This window comes from Flavobacterium sp. LB2P53, from assembly GCF_003970305.1.
Lineage (GTDB): Bacteria > Bacteroidota > Bacteroidia > Flavobacteriales > Flavobacteriaceae > Flavobacterium.
Map to the genome: position 1 here is coordinate 35,005 of NZ_RYDG01000013.1, position 18,949 is coordinate 53,953.

The window sequence follows — 18,949 nt, forward strand, 5'->3', positions numbered from 1 at the left end:
ATTCAAATGAAAAAAATTAGTATTCTACTATGTATGCTTTCTATTGGGTGTAAAACCCAAAATATAATGGTTCAGCCCACAGGATTGGTTGCTGATAAAGCAATGGTCGTTTCGGCACGGGTAGAAGCTTCCAAAATTGGAGTTGAAATCATGCGAAAAGGGGGCAATGCTTTTGATGCGATGGTGGCAACCGAATTAGCTCTTGCAGTGGCTTATCCGTTTGCTGGAAATCTTGGTGGTGGCGGTTTTATGGTGTACCGAAAAGCGAACGGTGAAATTGGTTCGTTAGATTACCGTGAAAAAGCGCCGATAGCAGCCACGAAAGATATGTTTCTGGACGAAAAAGGAAATGTCATAAAAGGAAAAAGTACTGAGTCTCCGCTGGCTATTGGAGTTCCCGGAACAATTGCCGGTGTTTTTGCAGTTCATGAAAAACTAGGTTCATTACCGATTGCAGACATCCTGAAACCTGTAATTGCATTAGCCGAAAAAGGGGTTATTGTTACCAAAAAACAAGAAGACCGACTAGCTGCTTATCGAGATAGAATTATAAAAGTAAATGGGAACAAAACGTTATTTGCAACTGCTTTCAAAGAAAATGATGTAATACAATATCCTGCGCTGGCAGCTACGTTGAAAAGGATTTCAAAAAATGGCAGAGCTGAATTTTACAAAGGGAAAACTGCTGAAATATTAGTGAAATACCTTCAAGAAAAAGGAGCTATCATCACCTTAGAAGATCTGGCTCAATACGAAGCCAAATGGAGGACGCCACTCACTTTTGATTACAAGGATTTAAAGATAATCTCGATGCCTCCACCCAGCAGTGGCGGAATATGTCTCGCTGAAATATTCAAAATGATAGCGCCTTTCGACCTGGCTAAAATGGGACATAACTCAACCGAAGCCATTCAAGTTATTGTTGAAGCCGAAAGAAGGGCTTACGCAGACAGAAGTTATTATCTGGGCGATCCTGATTTTGTAAAAATTCCTTTAAAAGCCTTAATGGCAGATGCGTATTTGAAACAAAGAATGTCGAATTTTAGTTTTGAAAAAGCCACCTTATCATCGGATATAAAAGAAGGAAAAGTAAATTATAATGAGAGTACAGAAACTACTCATTATTCTATTGTAGATCAGTTTGGGAATGCTGTTTCGGCAACAACAACATTAAACGACGGTTACGGGTCTAAATACTATTGTGATGAATTGGGATTTTTCCTCAACAACGAAATGGATGATTTCAGTGCCAAACCAGGTGTGCCTAATATGTTTGGATTGGTAGGAAATGAAGCTAATAGTATTGCGCCACAAAAACGAATGCTGAGTTCCATGACGCCAACAATTGTGGAGAGAAACGGCAAATTATTCATGGTTGTGGGTTCTCCCGGAGGCTCGACAATTATTACATCCGTATTGCAAACGATTTTAAATGTTTCTGAGTATAATTTCAGCATGCAACAAGCAGTAAACGCACCTCGTTTTCATCATCAATGGTTACCGGATTTAATCACTTTTGAGCCTAATACTTTCGATGCTAAAACTTTTGAAACCTTAAAGTCCCGAGGATACATCATCAATGAAAAAACAACACCTGTAATAGGAAAAGTAGATGCGATTTTGGTTTTACCAACTAAAAAATTAGAGGGTGGTGCTGATTTTAGAGGTGACGATACAGCGGTTGGTTTTTAGTCCGTCGATTGTGCTCGGAATGATGACAAATTTACTTTTTTATGAAATTTACACACGCCTTAGAAAACGCTTTTACACAAAATAGATCCAAAAGCTGTGCAGCAGTTTGTCGCAAATTGTAATTTAAACCCCTTAAGCACAAAAGAAGCTTTAAAAAACATTTGTTAGGATTAAAATAATAGTAGTTTTGCATCCCCTTTAAAAAAAATATAATGTTCAAAAAGTTGATCACCAAATTAGAAGTAATAATTGCCATAGCACAGTCTTTATTGACTCCAAAACAGTTTATATTTTTATCTGCTGTTTTAGTTGGTATCTCTTCTGCATTTGCCGTGATCGTTTTAAAAACTTTTGCTCATTGGGTTTTTTCTTTTGCCACGTATGTCAGTGGAATATTAAAATTAGGTTTTCTTAATAGTATCTTGCCTATAATTGGTATTCTGCTTACTGTTTTTGTAGTCAAAAGAGTTTTGGGAGGAACCATACAAAAAGGAACTTCGCAAATTTTATATGCTGTTGCCAAAAAAGCAAGTATTATTCCAAAAAAACAAATGTATTCCCAAATTGTTACTAGCTCACTAACAGTTGGATTAGGAGGGTCTGCAGGTCTGGAGAGCCCTATTGTTATTACAGGAGCTGCTTTTGGGTCTAATTATGCCCAAAAATATAAACTGAGTTATAAAGACCGAACGCTTCTAATCGGTTGTGGTGTTGCCGCAGGTATTGCCGCTGCTTTTAATGCGCCAATTGCTGGGGTTTTATTTGCTATTGAAGTGTTATTAGTTGATGTGAGTATTGCGGCATTTACACCCATTATGATTGCAGCGGCAACAGGCGCATTAGTATCCGTCATTGCCTTGGACGAAGCCATCTTACTGTCCTTTAAGCAACAGCAAAGTTTTGATTATCACAACCTTTTTTTTTACGTACTTTTAGGCTTGTTTACCGGGTTTGTTTCCGTTTATTATTCCCGTAACTTTCAAAGGGTAGAACATTTTTTTGCCAGACTTAAATTATCGCCTTATAAAAAAGCCTTATTTGGTTCTTCTATTTTGGCCATTCTTATTTTTATTTTTCCAACACTTTTTGGAGAAGGATATGAAAGTATCAAAACATTATCCGAAAATGATCCCGGAAAATTATTGGAGAACACTTTATTCAGTAGTTTTAGAAATAATAGTTGGGCGCTTTTATTGTTTGTAGGTTGCACCATGATGATAAAGGTTTTTGCTACAGGAATAACCTTGAGTAGTGGTGGTAATGGAGGTAATTTTGCACCTTCCCTATTTCTGGGGTCTTATGTTGGTTTTTTCTTTGCTAAATTTTTAAATTTAACCGGATTAACGAAACTTCCTATCAGCAATTTCACTTTGGTTGGCATGGCCGGAATATTGAGTGGCTTGTTTCATGCGCCATTGACTGCGATTTTCTTAATTGCTGAAATTACAGGAGGTTATAATTTAATGATTCCACTTATGATTGTTTCTTCTATCAGTTTTGCTATTTCAAAGCGTTTTGAAAAACATTCTATGGATGTAAAAAATCTTATTCAAAAAGGACATGCATTTACCAGCAATAAAGACACTAATGTTCTTTCCACATTAGAAACAAATTCTATTATTCAAACGGATTTTTTAACGGTCACGCCAAATGAAAATTTAGAAAAATTAGTAGATTTGATATCACATTCCAATCAAGTAATTTTTGCTGTAGTAGATCCAGAAAATCAACTTCTAGGAATGGTTCATTTTAATACTATTCGGGAAATAATATTCAATACCTATAGAGTTAAATATACTTTGGTCAAAGATATTATGATAAAACCTTTGGAAACAGTCACTCCGGATGACAGTATGGAAACCGTCATGAATAAATTTGAAAAATCTAAAGTAGCCTTTTTGCCAGTACTCAAAAACGACAAATATTATGGTTTTATTTCTAAATCTATTGCGCTTGAGGCTTACAGAACTAAACTAAAATCGATGACGATAGAATAATTTCGTAATTACTTTTAACACAAACTTCTAAAGTGTTCTATCGAAAGAATAAATCAAAATAGTAACTTTGTTTCCGAAAAATTCGGAATCTGCGAAAAATTATGTTAGACAAAGACAATACCATCGAAGTTCAAGGCGCTCGCGTTCACAACTTAAAAAATATAGATGTTTCTATTCCTCGGGAAAAACTGGTTGTAATTACCGGTCTCTCAGGTTCTGGAAAATCCTCCTTAGCTTTTGATACTATTTATGCCGAAGGGCAACGCCGTTATGTAGAAACTTTTTCGGCTTATGCACGCCAGTTTCTTGGTGGCTTGGAACGTCCCGATGTGGATAAAATTGACGGACTTTCTCCTGTAATTGCTATTGAACAAAAAACGACCAGTAAAAGTCCGCGTTCCACCGTGGGAACTATCACTGAAATTTATGATTTCCTGCGTTTGCTTTATGCTCGTGCAGCTGATGCATACAGTTACAACACCGGCGAGAAAATGGTTTCTTATTCTGATGAGCAAATCAAAGATTTGATTATTCAAGATTTTACCGGAAAGCGAATCAATATTTTAGCGCCAGTTATTCGGTCTCGCAAAGGACATTATGCGGAGCTTTTTCAACAAATTGCCAAGCAAGGTTTTCTTAAAGTTCGCGTAAACGGCGATGTATTGGATATTACTTTGGGAATGAAATTAGACCGTTATAAAACACACGACATCGAAATTGTTGTGGATCGAATGGTGATTGAAGCCACCCCAGATAACGAGAAACGTTTGTCGGAAAGCATCAATACAGCCATGCATCATGGGGAGAACGTCTTGATGGTTTTGGATCAAGATTCCAATGAAGTACGATTTTTTAGCCGGAATTTGATGTGTCCTACTACTGGAATTTCCTATCAGAATCCCGAACCCAATTTATTTTCTTTCAATTCCCCAAAAGGCGCTTGTGATCATTGCAATGGCTTAGGAACAGTCAATGAAATTAACCAAAAAAAGATTATTCCAAATCCAAAATTATCCATAAAAAATGGCGGTTTTGCGCCTTTGGGCGAATACAAGTCATCTTGGATTTTTAAGCAACTTGAAATCATAGGCGAAAAATATAGTTTCAAATTGACGGATGCCATAGAAACCATTCCGCAGGAAGCGATGGAAATGATTTTGAATGGCGGAAAAGAAAAATTCACCATCAACTCAAAAGATTTAGGCGTTGCCCGAGAATACAAAATTGATTTTGAAGGGATTTCACATTTCATAAAAAACCAACATGATGAAAGCGGCTCTACATCAATCAAGCGCTGGGCAAAGGAATTTATGGACGAAATAAAATGTCCGGTTTGTGACGGTTCCCGTTTGAAAAAAGAAGCGATGTTCTTTAAAATCAATGAAAAGAATAGTACCGAATTGTGCGATATGGATATTTCGGATCTAACGGTTTGGTTTAATGACTTAGAAAATCATTTATCCGACAAACAAAAACGCATCGCTACCGAAGTCATCAAAGAGATTAAGGATCGATTGAACTTCTTAATGAATGTAGGCTTGGATTATTTGGCTTTAAGCCGAAGCTCTAAATCACTTTCGGGTGGTGAAGCACAACGCATTCGATTAGCGACTCAAATTGGTTCGCAACTTGTAGGTGTTTTATATATCTTGGATGAGCCAAGTATTGGTTTACACCAAAGAGATAATGATAAATTGATTCATTCCCTGGAACAATTACGCGATATTGGAAACTCTGTAATTGTGGTAGAACACGATAAAGATATGATTGAACGTGCAGATTATGTAATTGATATTGGACCAAAAGCAGGAAAATACGGAGGAGAAATCATTAGCATTGGAACTCCTGCAGAAACAATGGCCTCAAATACCATTACGGCACAATATCTCAATGGGAAGATGAAAATTGAGGTTCCAGCAAAACGTCGGGAGGGAAATGGGAAATTCCTAAAACTGACCGGAGCAACCGGAAATAACTTGAAAAATGTTTCGATAGAATTGCCTTTGGGCAAAATGATTTGCGTGACTGGAGTTTCCGGAAGTGGTAAATCTACGTTAATTAATGAAACGCTCTACCCTATTTTGAACGCGTATTATTTTAATGGCGTCAAAAAACCAAAACCGTATAAAAAAATTGAAGGACTGGAACATATTGATAAAGTGATTGATATTGACCAAAGTCCGATTGGCAGAACGCCACGCTCTAATCCTGCAACTTATACCGAAGTTTTTACCGAAATCAGAAATCTGTTTACGATGACTTCTGAAAGTCTGATTCGGGGATATAAAGCCGGACGTTTTAGTTTTAATGTCAAAGGCGGACGTTGTGAAACCTGCCAAGGTTCTGGAGTGCGAACGATTGAAATGAATTTTTTACCTGATGTATATGTAGAATGTGAAACCTGCCAAGGAAAGCGTTTTAACAGAGAAACTTTGGAGATTCGATACAAAGGAAAATCCATTTCGGATGTGTTGAATATGACAGTAGATGAAGCGGTTCCGTTCTTTGAAATGATTCCGAAGATTTATAGAAAAGTAAAAACTATTCAGGATGTTGGATTAGGATATATTACCCTTGGACAACAAAGCACTACACTCTCCGGCGGTGAGGCACAGCGCATTAAGCTGGCGGGAGAATTATCTAAAAAAGATACTGGGAACACGTTTTATATTCTGGATGAACCCACAACTGGTTTGCATTTTGAAGACATTCGAGTGTTGATGGAAGTGATCAATAAACTGGTTGACAAAGGAAATACGATTTTGATTATCGAACACAATATGGACGTGATTAAACTTGCGGATTATATTATAGATATTGGTCCTGAAGGCGGAAAAGGCGGCGGACAACTCATTGCCAAAGGAACTCCGGAAGAAATTATTAAAAATAAGAAAAGCTATACGGCGCAATTCTTGAAAAAAGAATTACTTTAGTATACATAAAAAATAAAAAAATAATTTTTGGAAATTATGAATTTAAAAGAAGCGTTCAGTAGTGTCGAAAACTATTTTTCACCTAAAATAATTGGTGAAGTTAATGATCAATTTATTAAAGTGGCAAAAATCAAAGGCCAAGATTTACCATGGCATAATCATGAAAATGAAGATGAATTATTTTACATTGTAGAAGGAGAACTTTTAATGGAAATTGAAAACGAACCTAAATTCACTATGAAAAAAGGAGATTTATTTGTGGTAAAAAAAGGTATAAACCACAGAGTTTCGTCAACTGACGACTGTTTAATAATGCTGATAGAATCAAAAACTACTGAACATACTGGTAAAGTTATATCTAAAATAACAAAATCCATTGAAGAGCAAACGTATTAAATTTGCTTAGCCCTGATAGCAATGAAAATCCTTTATTGTTTTTCTTTAAAACAATAAAGATTGAAATGGATAGCAGGAAATAGCTCCAAAAAAAAGAGAAATTAAAATATATTTTTGAAAATGAGATTAGAAGATTTTGATAACGACGAAGATAGAGTAATCCAAGACCGACTGAAAAGAAAGACTTGGAACGAAATTAGGACCAATGATAGTTGGGCGATTTTTAAAATCATGGCCGAATTTGTTAATGGTTATGAGAGCATGGGACGCATAGGTCCGTGCGTAACCATTTTTGGTTCTGCCAGAACAAAGCCTGAAGACCCCTACTATTTGCTTGCTGAAAAGATTGCCTATAAAATCAGTAAGGCCGGTTATGGTGTAATCACTGGCGGTGGTCCAGGAATTATGGAGGCAGGAAACAAAGGTGCACATTTGGGTGGTGGAACATCAGTAGGATTGAATATTGAACTGCCTTTTGAGCAACATTTCAACCCATATATTGACAGTGATAAAAACCTTAATTTTGATTATTTCTTTGTTCGCAAAGTGATGTTTGTCAAATATTCTCAAGGTTTTGTAGTGATGCCGGGAGGTTTTGGAACGATGGATGAATTATTTGAAGCGATGACTTTAATACAAACCAAAAAAATTGCTCGATTCCCAATTATACTTGTTGGTTCCAGCTTTTGGGCAGGATTAATTGAATGGATAAAAACGGTTTTAGTGGAAAAAGAAGGTACAGTTCATGCCGAAGATTTGAATTTATTTAAAATTGTAGATACAGAAGATGAAGTGGTTGACGTCCTGAATGCCTTTTACAAGAAATACGATTTATCTCCAAATTTTTAAACAAAAAAAGAAGTTGCTTCAAAACAGCTTCTTTTTTTTGTTTTATTTTAAGATCCCTAGTAAGAATACTATCTAATTATAAGTACATTTATTTTTTTAATAAATCAATATCTGAATTTGAAATCATACCTTAAAATATTCTGTTACATTCTTTTTTTATTAGCTACATTGAATCAATATGCACAGCAGCACTCTACCATCTCTGTAGTGTTAAATATTGAAAAAAAGACATTGGATATTAAGCAGGAAATCATTTTTAATAATCAGTCCGATGATACGTTGACATCTATTGTTTTGAATGACTGGAATCATGCCTTTTCCAATAAAAATACGCCTTTAGCCAAACGATTTTCGGATGAATTTTATAGAGGATTTCATTTAGCCAAAGAAGAAGAGCGTGGTAGCACAATAAATTTAATTATTACAGATGCCACTCAGCAGTTTTTGTCTTGGCAAAGGACAGAGAAAAATCCTGATTATGTAGTTGTCCAATTAAAAAATCCGCTACTTCCAAACCAGAAAATCAATTTAAATCTCTCGTACATTACTAAAATCCCCAGCGAAAAATTTACAAAATTTGGTTACCACAACAATGGAACTGTAAACCTTAAAAACTGGTACCTTACTCCTGCGCGTTATGAAAACCATGCTTTTATCAAAAATAGTAATAATAATCTGGATGATATTGCCAATGCTATTTCTAACTTTGAAATTGATCTTAAAATACCCACTACTTTAGAAGCAACATCCGATTTAAACAGTGAGAAAACAACTGATAATAATGGCTTTTCAAACTACAAATTGTGGGGGAATAACAGAACTGATTTCAGTCTGATCATTGAGCCTAAATTGAATTTTGAGAGTTACAAAAACAGTTCAGTTGAAGTACTCACGGATATGAAAAGCAACAAATTAGACAACATTCAAAAAGCAATTGCAATTGACCGAATTGTGAATTTTGCAAGTAATTTGATTGGGAAATATCCTTACGAAAAAATTGTAGTTTCCCAAACGGATTATGAGAAAAATCCGTTTTATGGATTGAATCAGCTTCCCTCATTTATAAGTCCTTTTTCTGATGAATTTATTTTCGAAATTAAATTTCTAAAAGCCTATTTAAATGAATATTTAAAAAAGAGTTTACATCTGGATCCTAGAAAAGACAATTGGATTTATGATGGTATTCAAGTTTATGCGATGATGAAATATATGGATGAAAATCATCCCAAAGCTAAAATGATGGGCAGTGCATCAAACATCCGATTGCTAAAAAGTTTCAATCTGACCAATATTGACTTTAATGGACAATACAGTTATTTCTATATGTTGATGGCTCGCAAAAATCTGGATCAGCCATTAGGCGATCCAAAGAACACTTTAATAAAATTCAATGAACAAATTGCCAGTAAATACCGTGCGGGATTAAGCATTCGGTTTCTGGATGATTATTTGTTAAATGATGCTGTAAAGACCAGTATTCAACAATTTTATAAAAAAAATCAGTTGGAACAAGTATCAAGATCCGATTTTGAAATTTTATTAAAATCAAATACAACTAAAGATATCAGTTGGTTTTTTAATACAATCATTAATTCAAGAGACATCATTGATTATAAATTTTCAAGCGTCTTAAAAACCCAAGACAGTATCACTTTTTCAATTAAAAACAGAACTGGAACTCTTATTCCCATTCCAGTTTATGGTACTAAAAAAGGTCAAATTGTTTTTAAGCAATGGCTGGATATTAATGAAACCGATACTACTTTCACGATACCCAGAAATAATGCTGACAAAATTATTTTAAATCTAAAAAATGAAGTTCCAGAATATAACTTAAGAAATAACTGGAAGAAATTAGAAGGGTTTTTCCCTAATAATCGTCCTGTAAAGTTTGTTTTCATGAAAGACTTAGAGGATCCTTATTACAATCAAGTACTGTATGTTCCGTCAATATATTACAATTTATACGATGGTTTAACTCCCGGCATCAGATTGCATAACAAAACCATTCTGGAAAAGCCTTTTGTTTTTGATGTCAATCCATCTTATTCTACTAAATCAAATAACGTATCTGGTTCAGCATTTTTTGTGGTCAACCAAAATTTCAGAAACACAACGCTGTATAATGCCCGATATTCAGTAAGTGGATCCTATTTTCATTATGCACAGGATGCAGCGTATCTTAGACTAAATCCAACGGTGCAATTGCGTATCCGAGAGCCCAACTTCAGAGACAATAGGAAACAGCTTTTCTTATTCCGACAAGTAATTGTCAATAAAGAAAAAAGCATCCTGGTACTTGACAACTCCCCCGAAAATTATTCTGTTTTTGATGCGAGATATATTAATACCAAAACAGAAGTTACCAACCATTTTAATTTTACTACGGATCTACAAATTTCTGGTAAATTCGGAAAAATTACAGGTGAAATTGAATACCGAAAACTCTTTGAAAACAACCGGCAAATTAATTTACGGTTGTATGCGGGAAGTTTTTTGTATAATAAAACGCAATCCGATTTTTTCAGCTTCGCATTAGACCGGCCAACGGATTACCTTTTTGATTACAATTATTTTGGAAGGTCTGAAAGTACAGGGATTTTTAGTCAACAATATGTATTGGCCGAAGGCGGTTTTAAATCAAAAATTGCTACGCCTTATGCCAATCAATGGCTTACCAGCTTTAATGCCAGTTATAGTATCTGGAACTGGATTGAAGTATATGGTGACATTGGTTTAATCAAAAATAAAAATGTAAAAGAAAGATTTGTCTATGACAGTGGTATACGCCTAAATTTAGTCACAGATTATTTTGAATTATATTTTCCGGTCTATTCTACAAATGGATGGGAAATTGCCCAAAACAATTACAATGAAAAAATACGCTTCATCGTAACTTTTTCACCTAAAACATTAATCAATCTTTTTAATCGAAAATGGTTCTAATCCAATAAGATTCTCATTAATTATTAAACTATTCTTAGTGAATTGATTTTAAAATTACATATACTAAAAAAATAAGATGCTTTTTATTAGAATAAATTACAATAATTTAATTATATTTATTTCAATGAATTATGAATCTAGCTACTTTTTAAGTAAATTTGCACCTCAAAGTTATACTTTTCAATTATGATAAAAGAAAAAACCAATACTACATTGACATTTGAAGATTTCAAAATCGAAGTATTAAATGACTATAAAATAGCCATATTAAGCAGAGAATGCAGTCTTTTAGGACGTAAGGAAGTATTAACTGGAAAAGCTAAATTTGGGATTTTTGGAGATGGAAAAGAAGTACCACAACTGGCAATGGCGAAAGCATTCCAAAATGGAGATTTCCGTTCTGGCTACTATCGGGATCAAACGTTTATGATGGCTATTGGTGAACTTAGTATCCAACAATTTTTTGCCGGATTATATGGTCATAATGATATCGAACAAGAACCAATGTCAGCAGGAAGGCAAATGGGCGGTCACTTTGCTACCCATAGTCTAAATGAAGATGGAAGTTGGAAAAACTTAACAAAACAAAAAAACTCTAGCGCTGATATTTCCCCAACTGCCGGACAAATGCCACGTTTATTAGGACTGGCTCAAGCATCAAAAATTTACAGACAAGTCTCCGGAATACCAAATGCAGCTAATTTTTCTAATCAAGGAAATGAGATTGCCTGGGGCACCATAGGAAACGCAAGTACTTCAGAAGGCTTATTTTTTGAAACTATCAATGCAGCGGGTGTTTTACAAGTACCAATGGTAATGAGTATTTGGGATGATGAATATGGGATTTCTGTTCATGCAAGACATCAAACCACAAAAGAAAATATTTCTGAAATTTTAAAAGGATACCAAAAAGACAAAAACACAAATGGCTTTGAAATTTTAAGAGTAAAAGGGTGGGATTATGCAGACCTGATTGCCACGTATGAAAAAGCTGCCACTATAGCCCGAGAAAATCATACTCCTGTTTTGATACACGTAAATGAATTGACACAACCGCAAGGACATTCCAGTTCTGGTTCTCATGAGCGCTACAAAAATACGGACCGATTGGCCTGGGAAAAAGACTATGATTGCATCCGTCAAATGAGATTATGGATGATTGCTATCAATATTGCTTCTCCTGAAGAAATTGAAGCCATTGATACACAAGCCAAAAAAGATGTTTTAGAAGGCAAGAAAGCGGCCTGGAATGCATTTTTAGAACCCATAATTGAAGAGCAAAAAGAAATAGTCGCTCTATTACAAAAAATAGCCGAAAGCAGCAAAAACAAAGAAGCAATATTAAAACATATCGTTGATTTAAGCAGTATCAAATCTCCTTTGAAAAAGGAAATTCTGGTGACAGCCCGAAAAGTATTGCGTTTAATCCTAAATGAAAATAGCAAAACTGAACTGTCACTTTGGATAAAAACCTACACTGCTAAAACACAAAAGAATTTTAGCAGCAACTTATTTTCGGAAACGGATTTAAATGTGTTCTCTGTCAAAAAAGTTCTGCCTATTTATGCTGAAGATGCCAAGGAAGATACAGATGGACGTATGATTTTGCGGGATAATTTTGATGCAATTTTTACTAAATATCCTGAAACATTAATTTTTGGTGAGGATGCTGGAGCTATTGGTGATGTCAATCAAGGTTTAGAAGGAATGCAAGAAAAATACGGAGAACTCCGCGTTGCCGATGTAGGAATTCGTGAAGCAACCATTTTAGGTCAAGGGATTGGAATGGCTTTAAGAGGTCTTCGCCCTATTGCCGAAATTCAATATTTAGATTATTTATTGTATGCAATTCAAATCATGAGTGATGATTTAGCTACGTTGCGCTATAGAACCGTAGGAAAACAAAAAGCACCATTAATTATCCGTACTCGTGGTCATCGTTTAGAAGGCATCTGGCATTCTGGTTCTCCTATGGGAATGATTATAAATGCCATTAGAGGAATTCACGTTTTAGTTCCTAGAAACATGACTCAAGCAGCCGGTTTTTATAATAGTTTATTAGAATGTGACGAACCTGCTTTAGTCATTGAGTGCCTGAACGGTTATCGATTGAAAGAAAAAATGCCTTTAAACTATGGCGAATTTAAAACACCAATTGGAGTAGTTGAAACCTTAAAACAAGGAACAGACATTACACTCGTTTCCTATGGTTCTACTTTGCGATTAGTACAGCAAGCTGCCAAGGAACTCCTTGAAATAGGTATAGATTGCGAGATTATCGACCTACAATCTTTGCTTCCGTTTGACATTAATCAAGATGTTGTAAAAAGTATTGCTAAAACAAATCGTCTTTTAGTAATTGATGAGGATGTTCCTGGTGGTGCTTCAGCTTATGTTTTACAACAAATTATTGAGCATCAAGATGGTTATAATTATTTAGACAGCAAACCTCAAACGCTAACAGCAAAAGCACATCGACCTGCTTACGGAACAGATGGTGATTATTTCTCTAAACCTTCAATAGAAGATATTTTTGAAAAAGTGTATGGTATGATGAATGAAGTAAATCCATCAAAATATCCAAATTTATACTAAGATCCAATTCATAAATTAGAATCCCAATTGGAAACGATTGGGATTTTTTTTGATAGAAAAAATACACAAACTCATTTCTAAACAGTCATTAGATAATCCATTATTAGATTGTATATCCCATTTAACGGATAAGCATGAAAAGTTGATGACGTTTTAAAAGAAAAATTCAGCTGCTAAACTCGGTACCTATTTATAAATAAATCTTAAAATTAGGAGTTAAAAATTATACTTGTACACTCAAATTAAAAGGTTCTATCTGCTAATTAAAAGTTATAAAGCGGGCGTAAAATTTTTATACAGCCTTTTTTTATTTAAATTTAAGCTTTTTAAAACCCAATAAATGACAAAACTAGAAACTATCTTACACAACATTCAAAATGTTAAAGTTATAGATCAAACAATTGATTACAACAGCTACCTGCCATTAGATTTATCCAATACAAATGAAATCTTATCAAAACGAAATATACATACCGCAGTTGCCTTTGAAGAATATATTGAGGATTATTTAGCTCAAAATAATGCAAAAGTTGCGTTTGGAGGATATAATGAAATTAGAAATTTATACAAACGGAGTGAAATTTTTAATGACACGAAAACCGATGAAAGAAACATTCACATTGGTCTAGACTTATGGATCAAGGCAGGAACGCCAGTTCTGGCAGCATTAGACGGATTTATCCACAGCTTCAATTACAATACTGGTGTGGGTGATTATGGCCCCACTATTATTCTGGAACATAAAATAGAAAATCAAAAATTCTATACTTTATACGGTCATTTGTCCCTTGAAAGCATTAGTAACATTAATATTGGTGATGTGTACGAAAAAGGAAGTCAGCTGGCTACATTAGGCGATTCTGCTGTCAATGGTGATTATGCCCCACATTTGCATTTTCAGATTATAAAAAAAATAGCAAAAATCCTTGGTGATTATCCGGGTGTCTGCAGCAAAAATGATTTGAGCTACTATTTGAAAAATTGTCCGGATCCTAATATCCTATTAAAAATTAAATAAATCATGAAAAAAATAATTATTGTATTTAGCATTCTTTTACTTATTGGATGCAAATCAAAAACTATTGTAATTGCCCCAGAACCCGAATTTGAGAACGCTAAAATTGTGAAGCTGGACTTAACAGCAATCGATGCGGATCAAAAAGCCAAAGCGTATGAGTTAGGAAAGCGAGTTTTGATGACCTGTAATACTTCAAAATTCAAGCCTTTTAACCTCAATGAAGCCACAACGTCAGTAATAAAAAACACCACCGAAGAAAGACTGACAAAGACCTGTACGCGTTTTCGCCAATATTATGGAACTTTTATTGATCTTCAGTTAGTTGAGGTATATAAAAACAATTTTGACGGAAGTACTCTTTTCAGATACAAGGCATCATATACTAAAAAAGTAGCCAACAAGGAACTTCGAGTTACAATGAATGAAGAAAATAAAGTTTCTTCTATTAAATCATTAGATTGGGTAAATTCATTTTTGATGAAATAATTTTTTAAAAAATAGCACTGCATTTTTTCTTCAGGAATAGTTGTTGCAAAACAGAATAGAAATACTAAATTCCAAAAATAGTTTTAATGCCAATTATTTTAAAATTGCTAGAATATTACTGGTGAAAAATATTTAACGAAATTTACTAATTGTAAAAAATTAATTACTATAATTCAATTGAATATTTCGGATTAATATCCTATTAAAAATAGAATACCTTTAATTATATAACTTATAAGTTAAATTATATAATGTACCTTTATTACTAGAAGCTATTTTTGTCTAAACTGTAAAAGAAATATTTTTGAAACTATATATAAAATACATGGTAAGCAATCGCTGTAAAATTGCAGTGAAAGAAGAGCTAAAAAAACTAAACCTTCACTTTATGGTTGTCGATTTAGGAGAAGTTGAAATTATGGAAAATATTACTTTGGAGCAACGACAACAATTAAAAATTGCACTTTTAGATTCTGGACTTGAATTGATGGATGACAAAAAGTCAATGCTTATTGAAAAAATTAAAAATATAATTATCGAGATGGTGCACCATTCAACTGAAAATATTAAGATCAATTTTTCCGATTATTTGAGCCAACTCTTAAATCACGACTACACCTATTTATCTAACTTGTTTTCAGAAGTGCAGGGAACCACAATTGAACAATTTATAATTTCACATAAAACAGAACGGATCAAAGAATTAATTATTTACGGCGAATTAAATATAACTGAGATCGCTTGGAAAATGAATTACAGCAGTGTTGCCCATTTATCAAGTCAGTTCAAAAAAGTAACCGGACTTTCCCCTTCTCACTTTAAAAAATTAAAAGATAAAAGACGAAGCCCAATTGAAGAAATCGGGAATTTAAATTAGAACAATCAACACCTTATTTATCTACCTTCATAAATAAAACAGAAATCATTAAAAATCAAGAATCACAATACGCAAGAAGTTTAATAGAAGCCAGTCTGGATCCCATAATTGCAATAAATACGGAAGGGAAAATTACGGATATAAATCAAGCGACAATACATATAACGGGATTTACTCGCGATTTTTTAATTGATTCTGACTTTTTTGATTATTTTACAGAAAAACAAAAAACACAAGACATCTATCATGAAGTTCTCCAGAAAGGGGCTGTGTCTGATTTTCCGCTTACAATTCAAAATAAGAATGGCAGTTTTACGGATGTATTGTTTAATGCCTTTGTATACAAAGATAATTTAGGAACTATAATAGGCGTACTAATTGTTGCCAGAGATAGTGCAAAACAAAAATGGGCGCTAGATTTAAAAATTGCAAACAATGAACTTGCTTTTCAAAACAAGATCAAAGAAAAACGAGCGGCTGAATTAGTTATTGCCAATGAAGAATTGGCTTTTCAAAACAATGAAAAAGAAAAACGCGCGGATGAATTAGTTATTGCCAATAAGGAGCTTTTATTTCAAAGTAAAGAAAAAGAAAAACGAGAAATTGTAAATAAAAAACTAGAGGAACTTACGTACAACGCAAAATTAGCGTATCAGTATTCACTCAGTTTAATTGAAGCGAGTCGTGATCCATTGGTTACAATTAATACCAAAGGAAAAATTACTGACATGAATGAAGCCTTAGTAAATATCACAGGAATCCCTCGAGAAGAACTTACTGATTCTGATTTTTTTGATTATTTTACGGAACAACAAAACGCAAGAGAAGTATATCAGGAAGTATTTGAGAAAGGATCTGTTGCAGATTCACCACTTACACTACGGCATAAAGACGGCAAACTAACGGATGTATTATTCAACGGATCCGTATACAAAGATGACAAAGGAAACATCCTTGGTGTAGTAATTGTTGCCAGAGATGTTACTGAGCAAAAAAGAATTGCGACAGAGTTGATTGAGGCCAGAGTTTTTGCTGAGTTAACTACAGAAATTGCTGAAGAAGCTAAAAAAAATGCTGAAAGCGCCACTATTATAGCAGAGAATGCCGTAAAAGCAAAACAACAATTCTTATCAAATATGAGTCACGAAATACGTACCCCAATGAATGCCATCATTGGATTTACAAAAGTGGTTTTGAAAACAGAATTGACACCCAAACAAAAAGAATACATCAGTGCGATTAAGATGAGTGGTGATGCCCTAATTGTGCTGATCAACGACATACTCGATCTAGCAAAAGTTGACGCAGGAAAGATGACATTTGAAAAAAAACCTTTCAAAATGAAATCATCCATATCAGCTATGCTGCATTTATTTGAAACAAAAATTCAAGAAAAAAACTTACGATTAATAAAGCAATACGACAGTAAAATACCAAATGTACTTGTGGGAGACCCGGTGCGTTTGCATCAGATTATTTTAAACCTCGTGAGCAATGCCGTAAAGTTTACATCAAAAGGAAACATTACAGTAAGCGTACATTTGATACATGAAGACGAAGATCGAGTCATTATTGAATTTGCCGTTACTGATACCGGAATTGGTATCCCAGAAGAAAAAATAGACAAAATATTTGAAAATTTTCAACAAGCTTCCAGTGGAACTTCACGATTGTACGGAGGAACGGGACTAGGTCTGGCAATTGTCAAACAGCTGATAGAGCCACAAGGCGGGACTATAAGGGTAAGAAGTACCCTAAATGAAGGTTCTACATTTAGTTTTACTTTAAGTTTTCAGAAAACAAATGCCGATGTTGAATTAGAAAATGAGTTAATCGAATTAGATACCGAAATCAAGAATATTAAAGTCTTAGTAGTTGAAGATATTCCGCTCAATCAATTGCTAATGAAGACATTATTAGACGATTTTGGATTTGAGTGCGATATTGCCGAAAACGGGAAAATAGCTATCGAAAAACTAAAAGCGAAAGAGTACGACATTATTCTAATGGATTTACAAATGCCAGAGATGAACGGATTTGAAGCTACAGAGTATATCCGTAAGAAAATGAATTCAAAAGTCCCAATTATTGCTTTAACTGCTGATGTCACCACAGTTGATTTAGCTAAATGCAAATCGGTAGGAATGAATGACCACCTTGCAAAACCAGTTGACGAAAGACTGCTGTACAGCAAAATTGTTGGAATATTAAAAAAACCAAAACTGGAAAAACTGAGTGAAAAACTTAATAACGGTTTAAAGGAAAACAATAGTAAAGAGAAAAAAATAAAATGTATTGATTTGATTTATTTGAATCAAAAAACAAAATCAAATCCAACCTTAATGATGGAAATGATATCCCTGTATTTAGTACAAACACCGCCTTTAATGAATACTATAAAGCAAAGTTTAGAGGACAAAAACTGGAAATTATTAGGCGCTGCTGCCCATAAAATGATCCCTTCATTTGCCATAATGGGTATTAACAGTGATTTTGAAAATATGGCAAAAAAAATTCAGAACTTTGCAATTACACAAGATCAATCAGAGGGAATATATGATTTAGTATTACAACTAGAAAAAATTTGTCTGCAAGCCTGTATTGAACTAGAGGAAGAACTTAATATAATTAAAAACACATAATAGTGAAAAACGAAAATAAAATAAAAATCTTCTTAGTAGATGATGATGCATTATTTTTAAAATCTTTAGAAATTGAATTTACCACAAATACTGATTTTATCGTTGAAACCTTCTCTACCGGTGAACACTGCTTGGCAAATATATCCAATAATCCAGATGTGATCATTTTAGATTACCAACTTGATGGTATTGAGAAAAATGCCATAAACGGAATTAAAACTTTAGATCAAATTAAAGCTTTCAATCCAGATATTCCAGTGATCATGTTGTCCTCACAGGATAAGATTGAAATTGCAGTAAACTGTATGCATCACAAAGCATTTGATTATGTAGTAAAAAGTGAAACTGCCTTTATTCGGTTAAATAAAAATATCAAAACTATTTTTAAATATCAAAAAATGACAAAGGAATTGAATTGGTTCATGGATAGAATGTAATACTAAATCCCTTTTTTTTAAGTGTGAATGATGTAACTTTTATAGACAATTATATAACACTCGTAAAGTCTAATCGGAATA

The 18,949-nt window shown here is 34.0% G+C and carries 12 protein-coding genes; all 12 read left to right on the forward strand.

The annotated features are described in order from the left end of the window. Positions 1–6: 6 nt before the first annotated feature. The 12 genes from ggt to EKL95_RS13565 all read left to right on the forward strand — a co-directional run bounded on the left by ggt (position 7) and on the right by EKL95_RS13565 (position 18,868). Positions 7–1,692, forward strand: coding sequence for a gamma-glutamyltransferase (gene ggt, locus EKL95_RS13510; protein ID WP_126564421.1), 1,686 nt, complete (start codon positions 7–9; stop codon positions 1,690–1,692). A 212-nt stretch (positions 1,693–1,904) separates the two neighbouring features. Then, on the forward strand, positions 1,905–3,689 hold the full coding sequence (locus tag EKL95_RS13515) for a chloride channel protein (RefSeq protein WP_126454883.1): 1,785 nt from the start codon (positions 1,905–1,907) through the stop codon (positions 3,687–3,689). 101 nt (positions 3,690–3,790) lie between these two features. After that, positions 3,791–6,622, forward strand: coding sequence for an excinuclease ABC subunit UvrA (uvrA, locus tag EKL95_RS13520; protein WP_126555773.1), 2,832 nt, complete (start codon positions 3,791–3,793; stop codon positions 6,620–6,622). A 36-nt stretch (positions 6,623–6,658) separates the two neighbouring features. After that, positions 6,659–7,018, forward strand: a complete 360-nt coding sequence (locus tag EKL95_RS13525) for a cupin domain-containing protein (RefSeq protein WP_126459837.1) — start codon at positions 6,659–6,661, stop codon at positions 7,016–7,018. A 120-nt stretch (positions 7,019–7,138) separates the two neighbouring features. After that, on the forward strand, positions 7,139–7,867 hold the full coding sequence (locus tag EKL95_RS13530; protein ID WP_126459840.1) for a TIGR00730 family Rossman fold protein: 729 nt from the start codon (positions 7,139–7,141) through the stop codon (positions 7,865–7,867). Between the two features lie 198 nt (positions 7,868–8,065). Continuing rightward, positions 8,066–10,813 carry an aminopeptidase gene (locus tag EKL95_RS13535; protein WP_126555821.1) on the forward strand — a complete coding sequence of 916 codons (2,748 nt, stop codon included), beginning with the start codon at positions 8,066–8,068 and terminating at the stop codon, positions 10,811–10,813. A 186-nt stretch (positions 10,814–10,999) separates the two neighbouring features. After that, the gene (locus EKL95_RS13540; RefSeq protein WP_126459843.1) at positions 11,000–13,408 is read left to right on the forward strand and encodes a thiamine pyrophosphate-dependent enzyme; all 2,409 of its coding nucleotides are present in this window, start codon (positions 11,000–11,002) and stop codon (positions 13,406–13,408) included. Positions 13,409–13,748: 340 nt separating this feature from the next. Then, positions 13,749–14,426 carry a peptidoglycan DD-metalloendopeptidase family protein gene (locus EKL95_RS13545; protein WP_126459846.1) on the forward strand — a complete coding sequence of 226 codons (678 nt, stop codon included), beginning with the start codon at positions 13,749–13,751 and terminating at the stop codon, positions 14,424–14,426. A 3-nt stretch (positions 14,427–14,429) separates the two neighbouring features. Next, complete coding sequence (locus EKL95_RS13550; protein ID WP_126555770.1) at positions 14,430–14,912, forward strand: hypothetical protein; 483 nt, start codon at positions 14,430–14,432, stop codon at positions 14,910–14,912. Between the two features lie 325 nt (positions 14,913–15,237). After that, positions 15,238–15,789: a helix-turn-helix domain-containing protein gene (locus EKL95_RS13555; RefSeq protein ID WP_126460145.1), complete on the forward strand. Its 552-nt coding sequence runs from the start codon at positions 15,238–15,240 to the stop codon at positions 15,787–15,789. A 47-nt stretch (positions 15,790–15,836) separates the two neighbouring features. Beyond that, entirely contained in the window at positions 15,837–18,431 is a 2,595-nt protein-coding gene (locus tag EKL95_RS13560; RefSeq protein WP_255416255.1) for an ATP-binding protein, read from the forward strand. A gap of 2 nt (positions 18,432–18,433) precedes the next feature. After that, positions 18,434–18,868 carry a response regulator gene (locus EKL95_RS13565; protein WP_126459855.1) on the forward strand — a complete coding sequence of 145 codons (435 nt, stop codon included), beginning with the start codon at positions 18,434–18,436 and terminating at the stop codon, positions 18,866–18,868. Positions 18,869–18,949 lie beyond the last annotated feature (81 nt).

What these genes read in the sequence shown, in the direction of transcription:
- ggt (WP_126564421.1), top strand. Translation starts at nt 7, where the DNA reads ATGAAAAAAATTAGTATTCTACTATGTATGCTTTCTATTGGGTGTAAA.
- EKL95_RS13515 (WP_126454883.1), top strand. Translation starts at nt 1,905, where the DNA reads ATGTTCAAAAAGTTGATCACCAAATTAGAAGTAATAATTGCCATAGCA.
- uvrA (WP_126555773.1), top strand. Translation starts at nt 3,791, where the DNA reads ATGTTAGACAAAGACAATACCATCGAAGTTCAAGGCGCTCGCGTTCAC.
- EKL95_RS13525 (WP_126459837.1), top strand. Translation starts at nt 6,659, where the DNA reads ATGAATTTAAAAGAAGCGTTCAGTAGTGTCGAAAACTATTTTTCACCT.
- EKL95_RS13530 (WP_126459840.1), top strand. Translation starts at nt 7,139, where the DNA reads ATGAGATTAGAAGATTTTGATAACGACGAAGATAGAGTAATCCAAGAC.
- EKL95_RS13540 (WP_126459843.1), top strand. Translation starts at nt 11,000, where the DNA reads ATGATAAAAGAAAAAACCAATACTACATTGACATTTGAAGATTTCAAA.
- EKL95_RS13545 (WP_126459846.1), top strand. Translation starts at nt 13,749, where the DNA reads ATGACAAAACTAGAAACTATCTTACACAACATTCAAAATGTTAAAGTT.
- EKL95_RS13550 (WP_126555770.1), top strand. Translation starts at nt 14,430, where the DNA reads ATGAAAAAAATAATTATTGTATTTAGCATTCTTTTACTTATTGGATGC.
- EKL95_RS13555 (WP_126460145.1), top strand. Translation starts at nt 15,238, where the DNA reads ATGGTAAGCAATCGCTGTAAAATTGCAGTGAAAGAAGAGCTAAAAAAA.